Source organism: Cupriavidus sp. KK10 (assembly GCF_018223725.1).
GTDB lineage: Bacteria > Pseudomonadota > Gammaproteobacteria > Burkholderiales > Burkholderiaceae > Cupriavidus > Cupriavidus necator.
Genome location: NZ_CP073677.1, coordinates 5,886,084 through 5,905,292, shown reverse-complemented (window position 1 = coordinate 5,905,292; position 19,209 = coordinate 5,886,084). Strand labels below are relative to the sequence as shown.

13 protein-coding genes are annotated in these 19,209 nt (G+C 58.5%); 9 read left to right on the top strand and 4 right to left on the bottom strand.

Annotation, left to right across the window (positions count from 1 at the left end):
• Nucleotides 1-12: 12 nt before the first annotated feature.
• On the top strand, nucleotides 13-825 hold the full coding sequence (hutG, locus tag KB879_RS27475) for an N-formylglutamate deformylase (RefSeq protein ID WP_211980240.1): 813 nt from the start codon (nucleotides 13-15) through the stop codon (nucleotides 823-825).
• 226 nt (nucleotides 826-1,051) lie between these two features.
• Here the strand turns inward: hutG and KB879_RS27465 are convergent, their stop codons facing one another.
• Complete coding sequence (locus KB879_RS27465) at nucleotides 1,052-1,795, bottom strand: M48 family metallopeptidase (protein ID WP_211980239.1); 744 nt, start codon at nucleotides 1,793-1,795, stop codon at nucleotides 1,052-1,054.
• A gap of 703 nt (nucleotides 1,796-2,498) precedes the next feature.
• Between KB879_RS27465 and KB879_RS27460 the strand changes: the two genes are divergently transcribed.
• On the top strand, nucleotides 2,499-3,968 hold the full coding sequence (locus KB879_RS27460) for a site-specific integrase (protein WP_211980238.1): 1,470 nt from the start codon (nucleotides 2,499-2,501) through the stop codon (nucleotides 3,966-3,968).
• A gap of 455 nt (nucleotides 3,969-4,423) precedes the next feature.
• Here the strand turns inward: KB879_RS27460 and KB879_RS27455 are convergent, their stop codons facing one another.
• The gene (locus KB879_RS27455) at nucleotides 4,424-5,134 is read right to left on the bottom strand and encodes a hypothetical protein (RefSeq protein WP_211980237.1); all 711 of its coding nucleotides are present in this window, start codon (nucleotides 5,132-5,134) and stop codon (nucleotides 4,424-4,426) included.
• Nucleotides 5,135-5,748: 614 nt separating this feature from the next.
• Between KB879_RS27455 and KB879_RS27450 the strand changes: the two genes are divergently transcribed.
• Nucleotides 5,749-6,396 (top strand): hypothetical protein, encoded by a 648-nt coding sequence (locus KB879_RS27450; protein WP_211980236.1) that lies wholly within the window; start codon nucleotides 5,749-5,751, stop codon nucleotides 6,394-6,396.
• A gap of 396 nt (nucleotides 6,397-6,792) precedes the next feature.
• On the opposite strand, the gene KB879_RS27445 is transcribed toward KB879_RS27450, so the two are convergent.
• Nucleotides 6,793-7,467 carry a hypothetical protein gene (locus tag KB879_RS27445; protein WP_211980235.1) on the bottom strand — a complete coding sequence of 225 codons (675 nt, stop codon included), beginning with the start codon at nucleotides 7,465-7,467 and terminating at the stop codon, nucleotides 6,793-6,795.
• Nucleotides 7,468-8,914: 1,447 nt separating this feature from the next.
• Between KB879_RS27445 and KB879_RS27440 the strand changes: the two genes are divergently transcribed.
• The 6 genes from KB879_RS27440 (at nucleotide 8,915) to KB879_RS27415 (ending at nucleotide 18,644) form a co-directional block, all read left to right on the top strand.
• Nucleotides 8,915-9,121: a hypothetical protein gene (locus KB879_RS27440; protein ID WP_249221205.1), complete on the top strand. Its 207-nt coding sequence runs from the start codon at nucleotides 8,915-8,917 to the stop codon at nucleotides 9,119-9,121.
• Nucleotides 9,118-11,361 carry an anti-phage ZorAB system protein ZorA gene (gene zorA, locus KB879_RS27435; RefSeq protein ID WP_211980234.1) on the top strand — a complete coding sequence of 748 codons (2,244 nt, stop codon included), beginning with the start codon at nucleotides 9,118-9,120 and terminating at the stop codon, nucleotides 11,359-11,361. The genes KB879_RS27440 and zorA overlap by 4 nt, the downstream gene beginning before the upstream one ends.
• Nucleotides 11,362-11,364: 3 nt before the next feature.
• Nucleotides 11,365-12,075, top strand: a complete 711-nt coding sequence (locus KB879_RS27430; RefSeq protein ID WP_211980233.1) for a flagellar motor protein MotB — start codon at nucleotides 11,365-11,367, stop codon at nucleotides 12,073-12,075.
• 53 nt (nucleotides 12,076-12,128) lie between these two features.
• Complete coding sequence (locus tag KB879_RS27425) at nucleotides 12,129-13,772, top strand: EH signature domain-containing protein (RefSeq protein WP_211980232.1); 1,644 nt, start codon at nucleotides 12,129-12,131, stop codon at nucleotides 13,770-13,772.
• A complete protein-coding gene (locus KB879_RS27420) occupies nucleotides 13,772-17,530 on the top strand; it encodes an SNF2-related protein (protein ID WP_249221204.1) in 3,759 nt (1,252 codons plus the stop codon). The genes KB879_RS27425 and KB879_RS27420 overlap by 1 nt, the downstream gene beginning before the upstream one ends.
• Nucleotides 17,531-17,834: 304 nt before the next feature.
• A complete protein-coding gene (locus KB879_RS27415) occupies nucleotides 17,835-18,644 on the top strand; it encodes a hypothetical protein (RefSeq protein WP_211980231.1) in 810 nt (269 codons plus the stop codon).
• Nucleotides 18,645-18,924: 280 nt separating this feature from the next.
• Here the strand turns inward: KB879_RS27415 and KB879_RS27410 are convergent, their stop codons facing one another.
• The gene (locus KB879_RS27410) at nucleotides 18,925-19,128 is read right to left on the bottom strand and encodes an AbrB/MazE/SpoVT family DNA-binding domain-containing protein (RefSeq protein ID WP_211980230.1); all 204 of its coding nucleotides are present in this window, start codon (nucleotides 19,126-19,128) and stop codon (nucleotides 18,925-18,927) included.
• Nucleotides 19,129-19,209: the final 81 nt, after the last annotated feature.

Here is a 19,209-nt window from a genome sequence, read left to right as displayed (position 1 = left end):
ATCGCAAAGACAATGTCCTTCTCCACCGACACCCCCGCCTTCACCCTGCATCGCGGCACGCGCCCGTTGCTGGTATCGATGCCGCACGTCGGCACGCACTTGCCGGCTTCGGTCTCGCAGCGCCTGACGGCCGAAGCGCGCACCGTGCCCGACACCGACTGGCACCTGGAACGCCTCTACAGCTTCGCCCGCGAGCTGGGCGCGTCGGTGCTGGTGGCCACGCATTCGCGCTATGTGGTCGACCTGAACCGCCCGCCCGACAACGCCAACCTGTATCCCGGCCAGGACACCACGGGCCTGTGCCCGGTCGACACCTTCGACAAGACGCCGCTGTACGCCGACGGCAACGGCCCCGACGATGCGGAAATCGCCGCGCGCCGCGATGCGATCTGGCGCCCGTACCACCAGGCGCTGGCCGCGGAACTGGTCCGCCTGAAGGCGGAGCACGGCACCGTCGCGCTGTGGGATGCGCATTCGATCCGCTCGGTGCTGCCGCGCTTCTTCGAAGGCAGGCTGCCTGACTTCAACCTCGGCACGGCCAACGGCGAGAGCTGCGACGCGTCGCTTGCGGACCAGCTGCTCGAGCAGGCTGGCGCGGTGGCCGGCCATACCGCGGTGCTCAACGGGCGCTTCAAGGGCGGCTATATCACGCGTCAATACGGCAAGCCGCAGGACGGCGTGCATGCGGTGCAGCTCGAGCTGTCGCAGGTCGCCTACATGAGCGAGACGTATCCGTTCGCCTACGACGAGGCGCGTGCGGCGGCATTGCAGCCGGCTTTGCGAGGGATGCTGGCGACGGTGCTGGAGTTCGTTGAAACGCGCTAGGGCGCTGGCGCGGCACGACGGCTGCCGCGCGGCGCGACAAGCTCACGTCAAGCGCTGACCGAGCCGCAGGCGGTAGAGCGAAGTGCTGGCGGCGATGAACAACGCATTGCCCTCGGCGCCGCCGAAGTCGAGGTTGCCGACCTTCTCCGGCACGGGAATATGCGCCAGCCGTGGGAGGTGCCGCCTCACCCGAACGGGTGCGGCGGCAAGGCCAAATGCGCCGCTGTCAGCGCCCGCCGGCCAGGCGGGCTTCGATATGCTTGGCGCGCTCAAGCGATCCCGGGTGCGAGCTGAGCATGCTCGACTGCCCGCCATCGAGGGTCGACATCTTGCGGAACGCCGACGCCAGGGCCTGGCGGTTGGCGCTGTTCCTAGTCAGCAGGTCGAACGAATAGTCGTCGGCCGCGGTTTCCTGCCGCTGCGAGAACTGCGCATTGACGAACTGCTCGGCGAGCGCGCCGATCTGCGACGACGACAGCGCCGTCAGCGAAGCCACGCCAGTCGACCCCAGCAGCCCGCGCGCCGCCGCCGTGGTGTAGGCCACCTGCATCGCGGCCTTGGTATGGCCCAGCGACACATGGCCGATCTCATGGCCCACCACGCCACGCACTTCATCGTCGCTGAGCAGGTCCATCAGGCCGCTGTAGACCCGCACGCAACCGTTGGCCATGGCCCAGGCATTGACGTCCTTGGTCATATACACCTTGGCATTGAGTGGCAGCCCGGTGTTGCCCAGCCCGCTCATCACATTGGCCAGGCGCTTGGCGTAGGTGCTGTCCGCCGGCGCGATGGTGTTCTTCTGGTCCATTTCCGCGCAGGACTGGTCGGAGAGCGTCTTGACGTTGCTGTCCGACAGCGTGGCGGCGGTAAAGAGGCTGCCGCCGGCCTGCGTCAGGCTTTCCATATCGGCGCCGGCACAGCCGGCCAGCAGCGCGGAACAGGCGAGGGCGGAAAGGGCGAGTCGCTTCATGGGTTGCTCCGGGAACGGGGGTTGGCAATGCCATAGGATAGGAAGCCGGGCGAGGGCGCGCCAGTGGGCGCCGTCCGACAGGTTTGGCGTGAAAGTGGCGCGAATGACACCTGATGAAGGCCGGGCCTGCCAATACGGCAGGATGCGCTTGCGCCGGACGCTTACCTTAAAGTAGGGAAGTAAGAAAGGAGGTCAAATGGCTTCTGCAACGGTTACATCAAAGGGACAAGTGGACGTCAGGAATCGCTTGGGCCTGTCAACGGGGGACCGGATCGATTCGCAAGCCAGCGAAGCCGGTGTCCATCGAGGACATGAACACGGCGATCGCGGTCCAGGGGGCTTCGGCCCGAGATCGAATTCATCCTCAACGAGGGAACCGGGAACTATGAGTTAGTTCCGGCCATTCACTCCGTGACGGCTCTCAAGGGCATTACATACTGATGGCGCGGGCATATCGACTATCGAGCCCGACAATGTTTCGGAGTTAATGCAGGGAATTGGTGCCCGGGGTCGGACTCGAACCGACACGCCTTGCGGCGGGGGATTTTGAGTCCCCTGCGTCTATTTTACCAATGCCTATGTAATTGATTATTAGGCGAAAATTTATACCCTAAATGTGCTTATGCAGCACTTTTCCCACATAAGTGGCTTTCTTGATATAGAATTTGTGGGAAAATTGTGGGAAACGGGACGCAGGGGACACATGTCAGGGGCAGATACAACCAAGGGCGAGCGACGAGCAACTCTGAAGGTCAATTTCGAGACGGCGGCAGCCCTTGCTGGTGCGTTCAAGAAGCCAGGCCGCAAGACGGATGCAAATCCAACATCCCTGCAGCTTCGCGTGTCCCCGCTCAAGAAGGCGGTTTGGTATTACCGCTTTCGGGACAAGTCCGGTGTCTTGAAGGAAGGCACGCTCAAGTTTGAGGCAGTGGAAGCCAATGGCGATGGCCGCACTACGCTGGACTACGAGCAGGCGAAAGCCGAAGTAAGGCGCATCAAGCAGGACTCCACGAAATCAGAGTCTGAGCGGCGTGCGGACGCTGACCGGACGCATTTCCATACCCTTGAGGATGGCTTCCAGTACTACCTAAGGAATCGGAAGACGCTGAAAGACGGACCATTGGCCGATAGCACAATCGCCGACTACAAAAAGGTGTTCAACAACTATCTGTGCAAGAACTTGCTGGAGAAGGAAGGATTCCAGACCCCACCGGCGCAGTGGGTCCTGTCGGAGACGGAGGTGATGCAGTGGCAGCAACTCCTGTACAAAATTCATGGGCGTAGCCTCGCCAAGGCGCGAAACTGTCAGAGCATTATTTCCGGAATCTACGGGCTCGGCGTGGCCCTGCAGGTGCTGAAGTCGAACCCGATTGCAAATATTCGCTATCTTCGGACCTTGCCAAGGCTGCCGGCGAAGAAGCGGCATGTGGACACGGTCAATCTGCCAAAATTCATTCAGGCCATTGACACGAGGTTGGTCCGGCAGGCATCAAAGGATGCTGTCTGGCTCGTTACCATGACCGGTATGCGTCTGCAAGCGGCCTTGGGCCTCCGGTGGGAGCAGATACATTTTGACGAGGGATTCTACTTTGTGGAGCCTAACCAGCCTGGCTGGAAGGGGTTCACCGGGGTTCTACCCCTTAGCGACTTTGTCCTCGAGCGCTTGAAGCGTCGATTGGCACTTCGTAATGAACGCGATGGTGGTTTCGTTTTTCCAGCCCACCACGGGGCTAGTGCTGGGCACCAGACCAGATTAGGCGACGCGTTAAAGGCCGTGTCCAAGGATTTCAGCTTCATAGCCACGGCGCAAGACTTGCGTCGAACCTACGCAACTGTGGCAGCCCTTTGCTTTGACGACAATACGCGCAAGGTCGGCGCGCTGCTGACACATAACTGGGCTGTGTCCGCTGAGGGTATGGTCGTAACACAGGATGCGATTACGCGCCGGTATATACGGGACACCGTTCGACAGCTGAGGGAGTCCGCCAACATGGTGGCAGGCTTCATGCTGGAGCTAGCAGGGTTACGCGCGCTCTCGGAAAGAACGAAGACAATCCTCCAGGAGAACGACCCTGAGCATCTGCGCTTGATAGTACTTTCGCCGGATAATGAAGAGCGTGACCTACAGCGCCTGAATGCGCCGGTCGCTGCAGCAGACATTGAGGCTCTCTAGCTTCTTGAAACTCCTCGCCTCCACCTGGGGCTGAGCATCAGCCGGCGATGGCCGCCTTTCAGATTGGACGGCCGGCTTTCGATTCTTGTAACGTAGTCGGTGTTGGGCGGCAAACGCGCCCGGCCTTCCGCCTAGCGACCGTGTCAGCTTCGAGCTCGCCAAGGGAATGGACGGCCGGATACAGGCGCCGAACCTCGCGATAGCGGCCGCGCCCAAGTCAGCCGCGGACGCCAGTTGGTTACCAGCACTCGTCGGGCTTGCAGTCTTGGTGACCCTGGTTGGCGGCGTCCTTTGTGGCCACCGGTCCCGACAGACCGGCATCATCGGCCTCCTAGCCAGCATCATCGTGTTCCATGCATACGCAGTTGAACGGGTGCTCGCCAGTCGCAACGCATGGCACATTTCTAACCGGCCTGCACCTTATCGCGCTCTGCGGCCGTTCTCCACACCCGGCCTCAGGATTCGCTGGATGGTGGCCCATCCACCTCGTCCCACCGGCCACATAGGGCAGGGTCTAGCCAGTCTGCCGCTCGTCTTAGCCACTGCGCGTTGACGACGCCGTCCTTTGACGACAGCCCTTTGCTTTCGAATATGTTCGCCAAGTTCCTTATGCGATTTGCTCTGTCTAGCCGCGTCGCCAATTCTTCGACTTCTTTCAGGCGCTCGAGGGCGACTCGGCGAACCTCGGCCTTCCGCCGCAGTTCCTCCGCCCTGGCTTCAGCCAGAATGCGGCGCTCGGCATTCAGTTCAGCCTTAACTTGTCGGCGAATGGCCAGGTCACGCATGCGAATGACAAAATCCGCCACCTTGGCTTCCACTCGGGTCCTTCGGCTGTCGCCAATCTTTGCTACTTCATATGTTCCTGGGGGCTCGATTGCCGATATATCGAATTCATTTGTTGGGTGGTACAGGTACTCTTCCCGGAAGAAGTCATAGCCCTTTTTTACGTTGACCACTCGCTGTTCAGAAGTCAGTGGCACGATTTCCCGTTTGCTTCGCTCCCGAACTCTAAACGAGACTTCTAAGCCCAGTACCGAGACTATAGCGGGGCCACCGTCCCTGGCGTTTTTGGAAACGGCGAAGCCAGCGGAGTGCAGCGATTCCAGCAGTAAATTGAAAAGCAGCACGGCGCGCAAGGCATTGGTCTTTGACGCAGTTACGGACATAAGACCTGGCCCCTCGCAAACCTGCCAGCCTCGGGCATCACGGCTTCGACCCTCAAGTCTCTTCGCCACACGCTTTGCCATTGGTACGCAATCCTCTAAGGAAGTTCTCGTTGGCACCGGCGATGTCGACGGGCGCTGCTGCAAGTCTCTTTCGAGCCTTTCACGATATTTGGCGTCGAACTCGTTGTCCGAAGGTGCGACATATCGAGGGCGGCGATATGTTGCTGGACCCTTCGTAGACCCGAGCGGAATGCGCGTCGCGCTACTGCCGGCCGCGAGCTTCGCCCAGTATCCCCTAGGTGGAAGTGGTATCTCTAGGCACTGGCAGATTTTGCGAAGCCCCACATCGGATATCAGGTGACGCTTGGCAATTTTTGTGACTGGCTCCATCCAAATTTCCTCATAGAGTTTCTCGCGCTCGAAAACTGTATATTCCCAGCCCATCTCCATTCTCCTTTCAGCGCAACAACCAAGAGTTTCCTGAACAATGAAGCCTTGTCGGCAACAATACTCCAGATACAGCCCGCTCAAAGTAGTAGGGAGCCCCCAACTCGCCAACTACAGGTTCCTATACGTGAAGCGCCACACCGGCGTTCTCAATAGGACAAAAGATTATGTTTTTTGAACCAGTTTTACACGGCGACGCGGTCGTCGCACCTGCGCGCATCATGGCCCCGACTGAACTGACGGCTGCACTTGCGGAGAAGCTGCCGCTGCAGGAATTGCTAGCAAACGCGGGCTGGTGCATCTGTGGGGACATGTCTAGTCGGATGTTTGACGCGCTATCTCAGCTTAGCGAAGCGCCGCCGATTCGCTTCACAGGTTTCACTGGCAGCAGGGGTGGTAACTTCGCCGTGATTACCCACCAGGTACAGCGCTGTCAGCATCGCTTCCTGCTACCCTTGTACGACGAAAAGGTTGGGAAATTCCTGCGCTCATTGGAGCACGGATTCCTTCAAGTTTCGCTTGGTCGACAGGGTCAGGAAAATGCTCTGGTGCTCCGTGGCGAGTGCCCGTGGAGCCATGTGGTGCCGCTCGTAGAGATGCTCCAACATTCCTCAGGCGCGAGCGCATCGTCTGCCCTCGTGGAAATGAAGGAGGTGCTGGCGGTGCTCGCGCGGTTTGACGCCATACCTAGCAATGACGTTGGAGCCTCGGTGGATGACTTGAGTGTTTCGTTTGTCCTGCCAGAGGAACTCATCCTCAGCGCCTTCCGGGACGCCCGCTCGCGGGTCCCGGAAACTATGGGGGGCATACAGTGAACGCCACCGTACCGGGTGGGTTCCCGACCACGGACGGGTGCAGCAACTTCGCCGTGCTACTCGACGGGTGTGACACGCCGGTAGCAGTTGTCGAAGCTGGCGGCGTAGCTGAGGGCAGGGTATTCTTTGAGGCCATCCGCGCATTGGTCGGCGTGACCAGCCATGCCACAGTTCACCTTGAACCGATGCTGCAGATGCAAGTCGGCGTGCCGAGATTCGGCAGACCGTATCTGCAGATGCTTGTCGCGAAGGCGGAGCGCGAACGAGGGCATTCAGAGCGGCGCCACTAAGCGGTCTTCGGATAGATGGGCTTGATTCAACAGGCGACCCATTGGAGTGGGTCGCCTGCCCTCTGATTGGCTAATGGCTGTTGTGGAGCGAGCTTGAGCTCCGTCGCTAGCGGCGGAGGTATTCGGCGGCACCGCAGACCCAGCCGAGGTGCAGCGTGACCCCACCAACTCGCTTCGCCATATGTACGCGCTTCAGTTCGGCATCAATACCGAACAACGCAGCGAACGCCCGGTAGTCCTCAAACCACTCATGCGTCTGGCTGAATGAATGCACAAGCATCAATGCGTGGGTGGCGTTAAAGCGCTCCGCCTCGAGAATGGCCGAGGCCGTCCTGTGCAGCAGTTGATACCGTATCGACGACGGTACTTCGCGTAAGCCGAGGGTCTTGGTGAGGAATTGGAGCCGAATATGCTTCCCGGGTGTTTCAGGTTCCAGCCATTCCGCCACTGTGCGGTCGAACGGCTCGGAGACCTTACCTTCCACCGCAATAGATACTAGTTGCTCCCCGCATTTGCCCAATGCCCAGACGTCGTTCTGCGACTTGGTGCTGCCTCCAGGAATCGCGACTTGGTGCTCAGGAATGCCGAGGAGCATTTTCATACCGCGCAGGGTATCGCTAGTTTCGAGGGCACTCGCAATTTCGACTGGGAAGCCGTCGGCGTCCTGCCAGCAATGGGCCAGCGTTCGTGCCGAATAGCCAGTTTTCCAATGTTTGACTGGCTCGGCAAGAAACTGGGCCCAGTCCTCCGCAGTGCCTGCTGGAACGAAGATTCTTCCCATCGTGGTCGCCTCTCGTGCGCATTCAAGCCAGGAGCCATGGTAAGCCGAGATGAAGTCTCGACGCATCCGCCGAAAGTTGGATGCCCTTGTTACCTCGGGTGCCGGTGCTAGCGGAACAAAAGAGGTCGAGGACCAATGCGGGACACGCTATCGACCAAGACAGCTGAAGGGTGAGCCTCGACGGGCCGAAAGAATCATGCTTGGTCTGACCGATGTAGGGCCCCCCTGTCTCGTCGGATATACCGGCTACTCCACTACTACTGCAAATGGGGGATACTCGGAATTTGGCAATCTCGCCACACTCGAGGGGAGGCAAGACTCCGTAGGTTTGCGGTACTGCTGCACTAACGGGGTGCGTGCCGCCCCGGCAAAGGCAGGGTGTCGACCGAGAGGAATCCGCCACGGCGATAGCCGAATGCCGGTATCAAGTGGGGCTCAATAAAGTGGCTCTGACTGAGCGAGGTGCGGCGGCAGGCAACTGTACGTTTAGCAAGGGCTTCCGGTGATGCTTCGCCGCTAAGATACATTTGAGACATTAGGGGGTCATATGCCATTGCCGAATGGTGTCTCACCGACCGGTGAAATTCAGTCCATATGTGCCTCTGCGGGATGGTTGGGCAATCGAGGCGCACTTCACGACGCCAATGGCATTATCGTTCGGCAGTGGCAACGCAAGGCTTGGGTAACGTGCCTACTGTCATATAAAGGGCGTAACCGTCAGCCCCTCATGCAGCCAGGCCGCTACACGGAACTATTCTTCCTGGATGAGGCAACCGCGCTGGCTGCTGGCCATCGGCCATGTGGGGAGTGTCGGCGGGAGGATTACAACCATTTCAAGCGTGCCTGGGTGCTTGGCAACAAGCGCACGAACGACACGACTATCGCGGACATTGACCTGGCGATGCATGCAGAGCGGACGAGTGCCATGGATGACCACTCTCGCATGCATGAACTCGGGTCGCTGCCTCCAGGGGTACTGGTGGTCTGGGCTGAAAAGCCCCACCTCTGGCGTGGCAACTCGCTTCTCAAGTGGTCGCCAAAAGGCTACGTGGCCGTCGCTTCGGGCTGGCTCATGACATCGAACGTTAGATTGATTACGCCGCCGTCAGTTGCGCATGCTCTGGGAGCAGGGTATGAGGCGCGCCTACACGAATCGGCTCGGCAGTTTGGTTGAGAGGCTCATTCGCAACCTCTATGGCATTCAGCCATTCCGACTCACCAATACTCTCTCAAGGTCGCTAGGGTCTTGGAAGGAGTGAGCGAACTGCATTGGGCCCACGACGGGAATTGAAATCCCGCCGAAGGGGGGTAACAGGGCGCGTGTCTTTTTTGGGCAACTGCTCATTCCATCGGGTAGGCAGCTTTTCGACCATCGACCTTTTCCTCTTTCTTTGGCCTTGCGACGCATGTATCGTAAGCCTCTATACATAATCAAGAAGGTCTAGCCGTGGTCGCGGGCAAAAATATTTCGATGAGCTTCCGAGTATCCAGCCGTTTTAAAGGGCTGCTTGAGGCTGCCGCTGCAAACGAGCATCGTTCGCTGACCAACATGCTTGAAACTCTGCTCTACGCCTATTGCGAGAAACATGGCATTGAGCTTCCTGGCAAGCTCGACGTAAAAACAGAGTCCGCGATGGGAGGGAGCAAGAAGTGAGTCTCGAGACGTTTCTGGCCACTGCGCCGATGCCTGTGCTGGTTGCCGGTGCTTGCCTCGTCATTCTTGTCGTCGCCTTCTGCGTGGTGTTCCTGGCGCCTGGCATTTTGCACTGGTTTCGTTTGCGTGGCATCCAGCGCAGGATTGCCAATTTCGAAACAAAGGACTATCCCGCCGAGTTCAAGGAGGTGTTTGCCAGCGACAAGCAGTTGGCACACCACTGGAAGGAGTATCAGGATTCACTGCACGTTCAGCGAGAGGAACGGGACGGGCAGATGGTCGTGAGGGCGGTCCGCGCAACAGCGCCGGCTGAACTGTATTTCAATAGCCAGGTCGTGGTAGACAGTCGGCTGCGGACGGAGTTCTTCAAGCATCTACCCGGCATATTCACAGGTATCGGCATCATTGGTACGTTCGGCGGACTTATTGAAGGCCTTCGTGCTTTCCAGGTGAGTGAGAACGCTGCTACGGTGCGGACGAGCCTGGAATCGCTCATGCACTTCGTGGGGGAGGCGTTTCTCGTCTCGGCAACGGCCATCGCCGCAGCGATGGCCGTCACACTTGTCGAGAAGCTGCTGCTGGCATCGCTCTACCGGCGGACTGAAGAGATTGCGCACGTCATCGATGCCTGCTTCGAGTCCGGTGCCGGCGAGGAGTACTTGTCTCGACTGGTCAAGGCTTCGGAAGAGTCTGCCAGCCAATCCAAAATTCTTAAGGACGCTCTCGTTGAGGAACTTGGGGAACTGCTTCGCGAAGTGACCAGCGCGCAGATTGCGGCTGGAAGGGAGCAGCAGACCGAGGTCGTGGAACGGCTGGTCCAGGCATCGCGCGAACAATTGGAAGCAGCACGGCAGGACAACCAGGCCTTAGGAAACACCATTGCCGAGAGCATCCAGCAGAGCCTCAAAGGTCCGCTTGAAGACATTGCCTCCAGCGTAAAGACAGCGAGCGGAGACCAAAGCGCTTCGGCTGTCCGGATGCTGCAGGACGTTATGGTTAGCTTTAGCCAGCGTCTCAATGACCTCTTTGGCGGGCAAATCTCTGGCCTCAACGAACTCAATCAGCAGACCGCGCGAAGTATGCAGGAGGCCGTCGGTACGCTTCAGACACTGGTCGCAAACATGGAGGCCTCGAGCCAGCGTTCCACCGATGCGATGGCGCAGCGGATGGCAGAGGCTATTGAGAAAATGGAGTCGCGCCAGGAGGCGATGAATGCGCAGTCCGCCGCCTTCATCGAGCAGATTCGACAGTCCGTAGCCACCTCCCAATCTGAGACGAATCAAAAGCTACAGGACACACTCGAGGCCGTCGGCGCTCAGGTCAGCAACATCTTGACATCGCTCAATGGCTCGCAGACGGAAGTTTTCGAGAGCAACCGCGCTCGTGAGCAGGCGATGAATGCACAGTCTGCCGCCTTCATCGAGCAGATGCGACAGCTGGTGACTACCTCACAGTCAGAGACGACTCAGAAGCTGCAGGACACGCTGGAGACCATAGGCACCCAGGTCACCGACATGCTGACAACGCTGAATGGTTCGCAGCGAGAAGTCTTTGAGGGCAACCGCGTTCGTGAGCAGGCAATGGCAGAGCGGGCCAGCGGCGTTGTCACCTCCATGTCGGAGTCTGTCGAGGCTGTCATCAAGGAACTCGGTGCTGCCACTTCTCAAATGGCGCAAAGCGTATCGAGCTTGTCGCAAGTCACCGCGTCCACGGTCGACAAGATGAACGCCGGTGCTGACCAACTGGGTACTGCTTCCCGAAACTTTGCGACCGCTGGCGAACGAGTGTCAGGTGTCATGGAGCAGGCTGCCAACGTGTCGACGAAGCTAGTCGAGGTCTCCGGCAGCTTGGCGACTGGCGGCGCTGCCATCCAAGAACTTCTGAGGGACTATCGCAACCAGCGAGACGCAATCAGTCAGCTTGTGGTTGAACTGCGTGCGACTGTGGAAGTGGCACGCAAAGAAGCGACGCTGACTAGCGACATTCTTGGGCGCATTGAAGGCTCCGCCAACCGGCTTGGTGCGGCGCAGAAGCAAGCGGACGAATACCTCGAGGGCGTTAGCCGAGTACTTGGGGAAGCCCATACGTCCTTTGCCACTGAGGTAAAGCGCACTCTCGATAAGGCGAACAACGAATTCCACACCAAGCTCACGTCTGCGGTGGGACTGCTGTCCTCGGCGGTTGGCGAGTTGGAGCTGACGCTGGCGTCCATGGGGAGCCTCGCCCCGGTGAAGAGGTAAGCCATGGTCGGGGCACGAGTTTTTCTCAAACGCGGCGGCCGCGACGAAGCGGAGAAGCCATTCTGGATTTCGTTCGCCGATTTGATGACCGCATTGATGGTGCTATTCCTGGTCGTCATGGGAGTCGCGTTGCTTGCGGTCACCAAGAACGTTACCGAACGGGAAAAGAAGGAAGAGCAGCACCGTAAGGACATTGAGCTCGTTCTGGAGCGATTTGCACAGGCGGCAAAACGGTACAACGGTATTAAGGTGGACCGCGACAGGCGCGTCATCGACTTTGGCGACAGAGCGCGCTTTGCGTTTGGAAAGTCAAACCTGACGACCGAGCAGGAAGAGGTGCTCCGGCAATTCGTACCCGAAATCCTGACGCTTGCCAACGACGAGCTGGGCAAGCGTGTGCTGAAGAGAGTAGTGGTGGAGGGGTATACCGATAAGACCGGGTCGTACCTTAGTAATTTGAATCTGAGTCTGCAGCGAAGCCAGCGGGTACTCTGCACTATGTTTGCGACGAGTGGCCCAAGCCTTCTCACAAGTGAGCAGAGGGAGAGCGTGCGCAGCCTCTTTCTCGTTGGTGGATATTCTTTCAACGCGGCAAAGGATACGGACGAAGAAAGCCGTCGCGTCGAAATGCGCATTGAGTTTCTAGGTGTCGGGGAACAGCGCGCGCAAGCACCCGCGCTATCCGGGAATTTTGGGGAATGCGCACTGCGATGAGCGCGCTAAACCATTTGGCGTCGCTACTACGCCCCGCTATACAAGAAGGCGCCATGGCAATGACGCTGAACAGCGGCATCGATGCGGTGATTGAGGAGATGAAGGCGCGCTCGAGGTCAGGCACGAGCGGCAAACTTTCAGAGGACCACCAACTCGAGGCGGTACGTCGCTTTTGGCAGAGCCAGGAAGTGAAATCCTTTCGCGACGCTTACATGTTGTCCTGGAGCCTGTGCCTGCCCCATCGTCCACAAGGCGCATGCGTGTTAGAAGACCAGCCACGGTTGCAGCGGGTTCTCGATGGCGTCGATGTGTGGACCGCAAGACCTAGCGCATACCGACGCTGCTATCAGGGTCTGGTCAAAAGTTACTTCACGTACGATGCGCATGGCGACGGGACGGCTCCTGCGGGCCGAAAGAACTGGGACCAGCTGCGACAATACCTCCAGGACCGCAACCACCTCATTAAAGATAAAAGGCTGAATCCGGAGTGGGTCACTACAGCCGTCGATAACAAGCAGCTTTTCAGTGAACAACCATACGAGCCCTACGTCGACGCGTTGCTACGTGGCGACGCTGGATTCGTTGACCACCTCTGCGAGCAACTCGGTATTGGAAAGGCGTCCTGGTTTCTCCGGGAATTGGTTCTAGCCCAGGTGAAGGGCGCCACCAAGTTGAGCGATACGAAATTCCAGGCTCTGTTGCCACGTTTGCTCGAATTGTTGGCCGCCAACGAAGTGCTGCGTGACCGTGGCATGATTCTCGTTCTCGACAAATATGCAACTGTTCCGGGCACAGCATTGCATCAGGGACTTCGTGACTACTCGGTTGGCTGGTGGGGCAACCCATGGCTTCCTTCGAACGAGAAGCGCTGGGGAGGGGTTGCGCGAGAGGCTCGTGCGATGGTAGCCGACTGGCTGAAGTTGGAGTTCATCGAAACGTTCTTCACTAAGCTGGCGGAAGACGGACTCGGTGACCCGCGCCGCATGAACTTCTGGAAGCGATATGTCAAGGCGATTGACCACATCGAATTTGCCTTGGGCTCGTTTGCTCGCAATTCCACTGAAAAAGACTTCCTTGCGCTGCGCAAGAAGATGACCGGTCTCATCCGCGAGCTTGATGCCTCGGGCGCCAATAACGCCTTCATTATGACGATGGGTAATCTGGTCGCCGTGGAGTTCAGCGGGCTCGGGAATGCCTTCTACGGTTACGATGCGAGACATTCAGTGCCGTTCGATACCACTCGGCCGCTGCGGCTCGTAGTGGATGGAAAGAATTCGCTAAAGCACAAGGGCAAGAGCATCCTCTGGCTTAGCCATCAAGATGGCCTCCACAATTGGGACAAGTGGGAGGAGATGTTCGAGGCGACGCTGAGCAAGGAGTTCGGCATCAAGCCGTCCGGGTCGCCACCTCACGCCAAGAGGGTTGCAGCTCGCCAATCGACGACGAAGCATCCCGCAGTACGCTCTAGTCAAGAAGCGGCCAGGCGCGTCTCCTCGATAGCATCTGAGCGGTACTCTTCCGACGCTCTCAAGCAGCTTTCGCAAGAACATGGCTTCAGGTACGACGACAGGAGTCCATGGGGAGGCTACATGTGGGTTGTTTTGAGCAATGGAACCAATGAGGTGGTCCACCAAACTCTGGAGCGCTGGGGCTTCCGCTACAAGCCCGGCAAGGGGTGGTGGAAGAAGGAGAGATAGTGTTCAAGTTGTTCAAGAGGGTGAAGGTGGCCGAAAGCACCTCGTGGAGGCGCCAGTTTTCGCCGGCGGGCGTCGTCCTGACAAAAGGCACGGCAACGTCCGACGGCGCGGCTATTGAAAGTCCGTTGCTTGGAGGCTACCTCACCCAGTTGTTCGATGACGGGTTGGCAGTAGAGACAGAAGACGGCTTTCTGCTCGGTTGGGACGCTATGTACGCAGCACTGGAGAGGTCTGCTTTCGATGCGCTGCCGGACGTCTTGCAGCTTCCTGCGTTCACTGATGCTCGACCAGTCCTTCGAAGCAGTAACTCGTTGACTGACCGGGATTTCTCTATCGCCATGGCGGGGTGGTACGACGCTGATGGTGCTGCATTTGATGGGGTTCTCAACGGACCGTTGCTGTCGCGGGACGGGCATGACGCTCTAATTCGCGCGGAGCAATGGCGCTTGTTCAAGGAGGTCGTCGCGTTTTCACGGCGCGGAGAAGAGGACCGAGGAGACTTGGCCCACCGACAAGCGTGGGGGCGCATCCGGAAACTCGCCTTGGCAGCGGGGGCCCACCTTGACGACTTCTTGTATCGGTCGGTGGTATTGACCCCGGAAAAGCTCGAGATTGGATTGCGCCGGTCGGAGGATGTCGGCGACGACCACGTCATTGAGATTGAGCCGGGCTTCGACGCAGCACCACCGCACTGGCTCGAGGCGTTCGACCGCGCGAGAGAAGTCCGCGACAGGTATGACATCGTCACACCGGAAGGTATCGTTCAGGTCCTAGTGACGCCGAAAGTACGGACAGTGCTGCAGGAAATCAAGCGACTCCCTGGCCGTCGTGTCGCTGGCTCTCGCGCACAGGCATTCTTGCTGAATCCATACGCGACGCTCGGCGCTGATGCGGTCGATGTCATAGAGGAATCCCAGTTTGAGCAGGCCCGTGAGGATGCGGGCCTTGACTACGAACGCTTTACTCCTCTGTTCGAGCGAGATGCAACCGGATATCCGGTACGGGTCGGTCTGCTCATCGAGACCGCTGTCGCAAGCGGACCGACTTCATCGGAAACGCTGTGGCTCGAGGATGCGGAACTCTTGTCGTTCACGGAGGCTCTTTCACGCGCGCTGAAGCTTGGCCACCAACTGGTCGCATGGAGCGGATACGACCTTGTCGTTCAAGGTGATGCTGAGCAGCACCTGAAGGCATTGAGGGAGGCACTGGGGCAACGCTCTGTTCCTCCAACGTTGGTATCTTATGCGGAGGTCCATGACCTGAGTGGTTACTCTGGCAGAGTCGAGTCAATCGGAGTCGAGAAGCCATATTACTCACCCTATATCGCCAAGAAGAAGGAGGAGGATGGGTGGTTCCCCGAGAACGTGTTGCCAGTGGTCGTCTACCAACCACAGGATGGCGGCGAGCCAGTCGCAGTCCCAACAAGTAAGCCGGCGATAGAGAAGCTGAAGGAGGGCGTGCAATCTGCGGAAATGAAGGGGGAGGAAGAGGTGAACGCGCCCTGGCTCCCGAGTCCCATATCGGTTGGGGAAGCGAAGCGGATTGTCACGACCTTCGAGGACGTCTTCGCCGACATGGAGTCGGGTAAGCCGTTCGACCCGGAAAAATCTCGCAGGCCGGCTCGGAACAATATTGGGCCTAAAAAGCAGCTTGTGCTGAGAGCCAACATCGAGGCGCTCGAGTACGAAGAGTTGCGACGCGAGGCGCTGCAGTCAGTGCCAGTTGAACCTAAGCTGCCCAAGAGCATCCGCCCCGAGTATGCGCTGCTTCCGCACCAAAGGGCGGGACTTGCCTGGATGCAGCACCTGTTTAGCCTCCAGACCGAGTATCAGGTCAGGGGAGCCGTGCTTGCGGATGACATGGGGCTGGGGAAGACGTTCCAATTGCTGGCGCTGATGGCTTGGCTACTTGAACTCGACCCTGACATGCATCCCATGTTGGTTGTTGCTCCAGTCTCGTTGCTCGAGAATTGGGCTGAAGAGGCAAACAAGTTTTTCGCACCGGGTACATTGCCTCTGTTGACTGCCTACGGTGACGGTCTTGCCGAATTGCGCGTGCCACGCGCTCAGATTGACCAACGTCTCCAGACTGAGGACGGGCTGGTTAAGTTTCTGCGCCCGAACTGGGTTGGCAGCGCGAAGGTAGTACTAACGACCTACGAAACGCTGCGCGACCTTGAGTTCTCATTCGCGGCACAGAAATGGTCTTTGATGGTTTGCGACGAAGCGCAGCGTATCAAGAATCCAGCTGCGATGGTGACCCGGGCTGCAAAAAAGCAGAACGTGGCGTTCAAGATTGCCTGTACGGGCACTCCAGTTGAAAACACGCTCGCTGACATGTGGTGCCTTTTCGATTACGTGCAGCCGGGTCTGCTGGGCGCCCTGAACGATTTTGGCCACCGGTACAGAAAGCCAATCGAAGCCAAGACTGAAGAGGAGAAGGCTCGCGTCGACGAGTTGAGGGCACGCATTGCGCCGCAGATTCTTCGGCGTCTCAAGAGCCAAGTGGATACGGGTTTGCCGCCGAAGATTGTGGTGGAGGGATGCCGGCGCCTACCGCTTTCGAGCACGCAGCGTAATTTATATGCAAAAGCCATCGAAAGCTTCAAGAAGCGCGGAGACCAAACGCACACGACGCCGTTCAAGAATCACCTCGGCTTACTGCATTACCTTCGGTTGCTCTGTACCGACCCTCGACCGCACGGCTTAGGCATCTTCAGGCCTGAACCTGTCAGCCAATATCGAGAGAAGGCGCCGAAGCTTGACTGGTTGCTCAACCAGCTTCATGCCATCAAGGCCAAAGGCGAGAAGGTCATAGTGTTCTGTGAGTTTCGGGAGATTCAGCGGCTCCTACAACACTACATTGAGGCCGAATTCGGACTACGTCCCGACATTATCAATGGTGACACTAAGGCGTCGGCGAGTCACGCAGCCAGCCGTCAAAAGCGAATCAAGGCCTTCCAGGATGCTCCGGGGTTCGGTGTTCTCGTGCTTTCGCCAGTTGCTGTCGGCTTCGGCGTCAACATTCAGGCGGCGAACCACGTCGTTCACTACACTCGAACCTGGAATCCGGCCAAGGAGGACCAGGCCACCGACCGGGCCTACCGCATAAATCAAAAGAAGCCCGTGTACGTCTACTATCCGGTGGTCCGCGCTGATGACTTCACGACCTTCGATGTAAAACTCGACATGCTGCTTGAATACAAGCGCGGCTTGGCGGAAGACATGTTGAACGGCGCCGGGGACGTCGCGCCTGGGGACTTCAACTTGGCCGACGTTGTTCCCGAGTCAGAGGGTGCAGACATGCACGAACGCATCACGCTCGACATGGCATTACGCATGGGGTGGCAGCATTTTGAATGCTTGGTTGGCGCATTGTGGAGCAAGCGCGGGTACGATTGCTATCGCACGCCCAGCACGAATGACAATGGTGTGGACATAGTTGCTCTCGCCGGTAGTAGGGGGCAGCTCATTCAAGCCAAGACAAGCGGGACTGATGGTGCCACGCTTGGATGGGAGGCTGTTAAGGACGTCGTGACCGGCGAAGCTTTCTACCACCGTAGGCACCCAACGGTGGAGCTTGAAAAGGTCTGTATCACGAACCAGTTCTTCAACAGACAGGCACATGAGAATGCTGTTTTGAACTCAGTAGAGCTCTTGGACCAAACGCATTTGGGCAGTCTGCTTAAAAAGCACGAAGTAACGATGCTCGAGGTGGAGCGTATGCTGTATGCGGAGTGGCAGCAGTCCGAGGACTAATGACGTCTTTATGGGCTACGAGTCATGAAAGAGAAATGCGAACAGTGTGGCTGCACTCCGCATGCGCCACGTCGCAGATGTCAAAAATGTAGAAGACTAGTCTGCATAAGCAATTGCTGGTCCAGGAACTGGCGGACCTGCAATTCGTGTGCACCGGCTCAGCCGAACAAGGCTCGCAGCAACGCGACAGAGAAGGATGAGAGTGACGTTCTGCGCTGCAAGATTTGCCGAGCTCCGCTGAGTCCGTCAGAAAGCCGGTGTGCTAAGTGTTTCTGGCTTATAAGCTGAGCTCACGGACGCGCCCATGGCAGATGAACACGCAGCGTTAGTGCAGTCGGTTCTGCTCCGACTCGGCCGCAACATCCTGATGTTCCAGCAGATTGAATCCGGTCTGAAGCTCATGCTGCCGTACATGCACCCGAAAGGGAGTGCTAGCGGCGATGATGCGTTCGCTAGTTTCCGGGACAAGGCCAAGCAGCAGACGCTAGGGAAGCTCGTAGAGAGTTTTTTGGAATCGGCGACGGCAGATGGCGAGGCGCTGGCCCGATATATGGAGCGTATGGTCAAACAGCGCAACCAGCTCGTTCACCATTTCCATGAGATGCCTGGTGTCTCGCTGTTGACTGTGGCCGGCTGCCGGGCCGCTATGCAGGTTCTCGACGACCAGCATCGCGAGGCGCAACCCCTCCAGGACCTGGTACAGGTGCTAGGCGTCAGCTTGGGGGAGTCCATGACCAAGGAGAATACCGGGGACAACACCGAGTTGGTGGCCGTCTACACGGCGCTGAAGCGGCAGCTGCCTGCACATGTGGAGTACGTCGACCTGTCCGACCCGTCCAAGACGAATTGGCCCACCACGCGCATCGTGCGAGCGCTCCAGCAGGCTGAGTTGCAGACCGACCCCGTGCACGGCATGACCTCGCTTGCCCGTGCCGGCGCCTTTCTCCGCTCGCTCGGCGATGACCTAGGTCCCCAGGCCTATGGTGTCGGCAAGCTCAAGCGCATCCTCCTGTTGTCTGGCGTCTTCGATGTGGTTGAGCACCGTCCGCACGAAGGTGCGGAGCCCATCACGCTCTATCGCAGCAAGCCCGCCGACAGGCTCGACTTCGCGTGAATCCGATGATGGCCGGAGGAAATCATTCGCGCTCAGAGCGAGCTATGAGCCCGACAACACTGAGGTGTGGAAAAGCCGCCCTGAAGTGGGCGGCTGGGAACGGTCAGTGCGAGTCCGCTGGCGCAGCCGCAGTAGTTTCCTCTTGGGAAGCCGGTTGCTGTGTCGACTTGGCAATCTTTGTCGCTTCAAACGCGAAGACGAGCAGCGTGCCGGTCGGCTTGCCGGGGAAGATGAGTTGGTCAAGGTAGACTTCCCGGCGTGTCTCGAGTACCACCAGCGCTTATTCTGTCGATTCGGGCGTCGTATCAAGTTCGTGCGCGAAAGCGCCATGGTCCATTTTGAGGGCGCGGATGCTGATGCCGTCGTCGACGGTTAAGGTGCGCTTGCACCCAATCGCCTTCCTTGATATGCCCATGCTGTGCACGAATTCGGTAGGTATGCGCAGCGCAAAGCTACTGCCCCACATTGCGATTTGCAGAATCATTGCGCCCTCTTTGATATACATTGACGTTCAACATAGTGCTCCGTCTCATGGGCTCATTCAAGCATGGTCACTCCCGCAGTT